Annotated in this window: 4 protein-coding genes; 3 read left to right on the top strand and 1 reads right to left on the bottom strand. The window is 41.6% G+C overall.

What is annotated here, in order from left to right:
• Positions 1–249 precede the first annotated feature (249 nt).
• Genes NTU69_00035 through NTU69_00025 form a run of 3 tightly spaced genes read left to right on the top strand, consistent with a single transcriptional unit; the run spans position 250 to position 2404 of the window.
• Positions 250–1317: a hypothetical protein gene (locus NTU69_00035; protein MCX5801922.1), complete on the top strand. Its 1068-nt coding sequence runs from the start codon at positions 250–252 to the stop codon at positions 1315–1317.
• Between the two features lie 16 nt (positions 1318–1333).
• Complete coding sequence (locus tag NTU69_00030) at positions 1334–2242, top strand: AEC family transporter (GenBank protein ID MCX5801921.1); 909 nt, start codon at positions 1334–1336, stop codon at positions 2240–2242.
• 27 nt (positions 2243–2269) lie between these two features.
• Positions 2270–2404 (top strand): hypothetical protein, encoded by a 135-nt coding sequence (locus NTU69_00025; GenBank protein ID MCX5801920.1) that lies wholly within the window; start codon positions 2270–2272, stop codon positions 2402–2404.
• Between the two features lie 169 nt (positions 2405–2573).
• Here the strand turns inward: NTU69_00025 and NTU69_00020 are convergent.
• A partial coding sequence (locus NTU69_00020; GenBank protein ID MCX5801919.1) for a GAF domain-containing protein occupies positions 2574–4246 on the bottom strand: 1673 nt, incomplete at its 5' end.

Raw genomic sequence — 4246 nt, 5'->3', positions numbered from 1 at the left:
ATAGAATGTCTATAATTTCGTGCCCTTTAAATCTCTTGCAACCTTTCGTAGTGACGTGTTAAAACGTTCATATGCTTATAGTGATTAGTGATCTGCACTTATCTGATGGAACTTCTTGCCATAATTTATCTCACAAGGCCTTCTCGCATTTTTTTGATTATATAAAGGGAAGTATGAGATAAGGAGTATGAAGAACTGATAGTTGTCTTTGCAGGTGATACGCTCGACCTGCTTAGAAGTGAATATTGGATGACAGTTGAGGATAGGGAAAAACCGTGGAATAACAGCAGCGGGCAGCGAAGAGCGTGGAGCGTAGAGAAAAAGCCGAACTTAAAAAACAGCTCTCAGCCTTCAGCTCTCAGCTCTCAGCTTAATAATCCACCATACCATCCCCACTTAAAGCATATACTGAGTAACGCCATCGAAGCAAATAATACAAGCTTAGACATAATCAGGCAGGCGGATAAGCAGTTTCACCCCATACCAATACAAAAATATCTCATACCCGGTAATCATGACAGGATGATAGGGGAAATTGATGGTTATAATGATATTCTGAAGGATGCCTTTGGAAATGTTTTAATAGTAAATGGGTATTATGAAAATGAAGCATATGGTGTTGTAATAAGGCATGGCCATGAGTTTGATGTTTATAATTTTGAAGCAGATGGGATCCCAATAGGGGATGTCAATACGGTCGAGCTATTTGTCAGATTACCCTTTGAAATAAAGAAAAAATTCCCTGAACTTGAAGATGAATTGAAAAGCATCGAAGATATAAGACCTCAGTGGAGGATATTTGATTATCTACAAACTACGTATAGTGAAGGTGAGATAAAATCCTTCATAGAAGAGTCTATAAAAAAGACGGTTAATTATTTTTTTACGATACCATACGTGAGAGAATGGATTAAAAAGCATGATAAATCATTAAATCCGCTGGATGAAGCTGATAAACTTGAATACATGCTCTTTCTCTCAAAAATTATTCCAATAGGCTGGGCAGAAAAGCTCCTTAAAATCTTTTCGTATTTTGAGACAAAAGAACCGCACTATGAGGAAATGGCAGAAAAAGAAAATGCCCTCTATGTAGCCTATGGACATACGCATAAGGAAAATGTTTCCTTCCTGGGGGTAGCTAATGGTTTTCACAGATACTATATCAACACAGGTACATGGAGGGAGAGGATTATAGCCTCAAATTCAGGGGTATTTTCACAATACAAGACCATGACATACGCAATTTTCTACAAAAAAGAAGAGAGGCAAACAGAATTCCCGGCCTTCGAGTTATGGAATGGAGCATTGCGGGAATAACGCTTATAGGAGAAAAATGGCTGTAATTGAAACCATAGCGCCTATTTTTTTTATCATCATCTTCGGGTATATTATCCAGAGGAAAGGGTTTTTAAAAAGCCACTTTATCTCAGAAGCTAACAGGTTTATATTTCTTTTTCCATTACCAGTCCTTATATTTACCGGCATTGTAAAATCGAATATAAAAGATGTCACATTTTCACACATCTTTTCCGTCTTACTTCCTACTGGGATTATATTTTGCATCGCCTTGCTCCTCGGCATAATAGTAGGGTTAAGAGGGGGACGGCTTGGCAGCTTTGTTCAAACAACATTCCACGGGAATGTAACTTATATAGGTCTTGCCGTACTGTTTTATATGCTCGGAGAGGAGGGGCTTAAGAAGGGGAGCATCCTTATTGGATTTTTAATCCTAATAAATAACTCACTTGCAATAGCCATACTATCCTGGACCTCTCAGAAACAACAAAACATATTAAAGGCCTTAATACCCATAATCAAGACCCCTGTTATCATTGCCACCTTTCTTGGTATTCTGGTTCTCTATGCAAATATTTCTCTACCTAATGTTTTGTTAAAAGGCATGGGGATTCTGGCAAATATTGCCCTCCCGATGGCGCTTATCATCATAGGCGCATCGATGTCAATCGGCACTATCAAGAAATCTTTTAAACTCTCCGCCGTCGTCTCCTTTTTAAAGCTCATGGTGCTGCCCTTCCTCGCTGTCCTTTATTGCAAAATGTATTACATCTCCCCAAAAGATGCGCTTCCCGGGATTATCCTCCTGGCCACACCGACCGCCACGACCTCATACATACTGGCACGTGAGATCGGGGGCGATACAGACCTTGCATCAGGTGCTATTACCCTCTCCACCCTTGTATCACCCCTGACATTCATTCTGTGGGCATCTTTAATCCGCTGAATAATACTGCTTCGCCATCAAAGACTCATGAAAAATGTTCCTGAAGCACGACATCACGAAATGACAGGGGAACCATACTTACAAGAAGTGGAACGTCCCGAAGGGAAAATGGACATGTCCGAAGCCCTTAAAAGGGCAAGTTTGTCCATTTTAGTGGAATGAATGTTTAGTATGGTCTGGAATGTAGTGCGGAGTGCGAAGGAATTTTTTTCATGGATACCATATTTATTGTTTGAGAGCGAAGTGGTATAACATCAATAAATGAATACCAGGTTGTGTTCAAAGAGTCATGAATACAGGGCTGTCATTGCTAACAAAGTGAAGCGTTCTGTCAGATTTTATGCTGTCTCAAAAGCTCATATACTTTTACTTTTTCAGATGCTGCATCGATATCATATTCACCGATTTCCCTTACATCGAGTTTTGATTGAGCTGCCTTACGGGTTTTTTCACTGATGAGGATGCCATTCATTAATGGCTTTACAATGGATTGTAGCCTGAAGACCGTATTCACAGCATCGCCTATTACCGTATAGTCCATCTTTTTCTCAAAGCCGATGTTTCCTATAACGGCTTCACCGGTATGAATTGCTATACCCATGGATAATGTCGTCCCTACTTCTTTCAGGAAATAATCACTTACCGGCACGATTGCCAGCTTCATATCCAGAGAAGCCGCGATGGCATTATCCGCATCCGATACACTTGAGATTGGCGCGCCGAATAGTGCAAGGAAGCCGTCTCCCAGATACTTATCAACAATACCCTGGTTTTTGAAGACGATTTCGCCCATGATCGCAAAGAAATAGTTTATCATAGGGACGGTTTTATGGGGACCAATAGCCTTAGCAAGTTTTGAGAATCCCCTGATATCGATATTGAGGAAGGTCAATGTTCTGAACTCGTCCATAAGGGGAGCGCCTGTCTCTTCACCGTAGATGATCTTGTCGACTACTTCTTTAGGTACAAATTTCTGAAAAATATGGCGGATGTCTCTCTCATGTTCTGTCATAGAGACGGTCTCCTGGTAAAGTCGTGCATTTTCTATTGCAATAATGAGCGATGAGATGATCGACTGGAGAAGCTGCTCGTCATTGTTACCAAAATCACCGTTACGTTTGTTCAGCAGTTCAATAACCCCGATTACCCTCCCCTGTGAGATCATGGGAACGCACAGGGCAGACTTCGTCTTGAACCCGGTGGTATTATCAAATGAAGGGATAAAATGGGGTGACTGCCGTACGTCGTTGACGATAATGGATTTCCCCTGAGAAGCTACATATCCCGCAATCCCCTGACCTATTTTAATTGTTGACTGACCAAGTGCCGCAGCATCTATATCAAAGCTGACCTTGAACTCAAGCTCACCGTTATGGATAAGTAGCAGGGAACCTGCCTCGACGTCCATCGTTACCCGTATCATATCCATTGCATACTTTAAAACCTGGTCAATATCGAATGTTGATGCTGCAAGGGCACCTCCGATCTGTTTTAAGGTTTCAAATTCCTGGTCTCTTCTTTTAACAGACGTAGAAAGCTTCGTACGCTCAATAGCAAACGCAACACTATCTCTCGCAACCTCTACAAATTCTAATTCTTCGTTAAGATTATTTGGATTTTGTGAACACAATGCGATAATACCACTAACTTCGCCGGCTATCCGTAAGGCGCTGATAAGACTTGCCCCTGAATATTGGTTAACAAAGAGCTCCCGTTCGGTATCATGTGTAAGTTGACCTGTGTCCGTCAAGAGGAGTGTCATCTCCTGCTGGATCACCTTATCAAGGATCGTTCCCTTATACGGGTAGTACGATCCCTTCGAAAGGTTTATGGGCCCCCTGCTCTGCAGGTCATAGATCATAAGCTCGTCAGGTCTGTTATCGTCTCTGACCATCACGATGGCGAGTTCATAAGGAATCAGGGACTGTACCTCTTGCAAGATCGAATACATAAGCTCGCTGTCCCTGAGGCTTGAATTGATCGTCTTGAATATCTTTATCGTTG

The sequence above is a fragment of the Pseudomonadota bacterium genome, from assembly GCA_026388215.1.
In the GTDB taxonomy this organism is placed as follows: domain Bacteria; phylum Desulfobacterota; class Syntrophorhabdia; order Syntrophorhabdales; family Syntrophorhabdaceae; genus JAPLKF01.
Note: the sequence above shows the minus strand (reverse complement) of the source record. Positions and strands in the feature narration are given on the sequence as shown.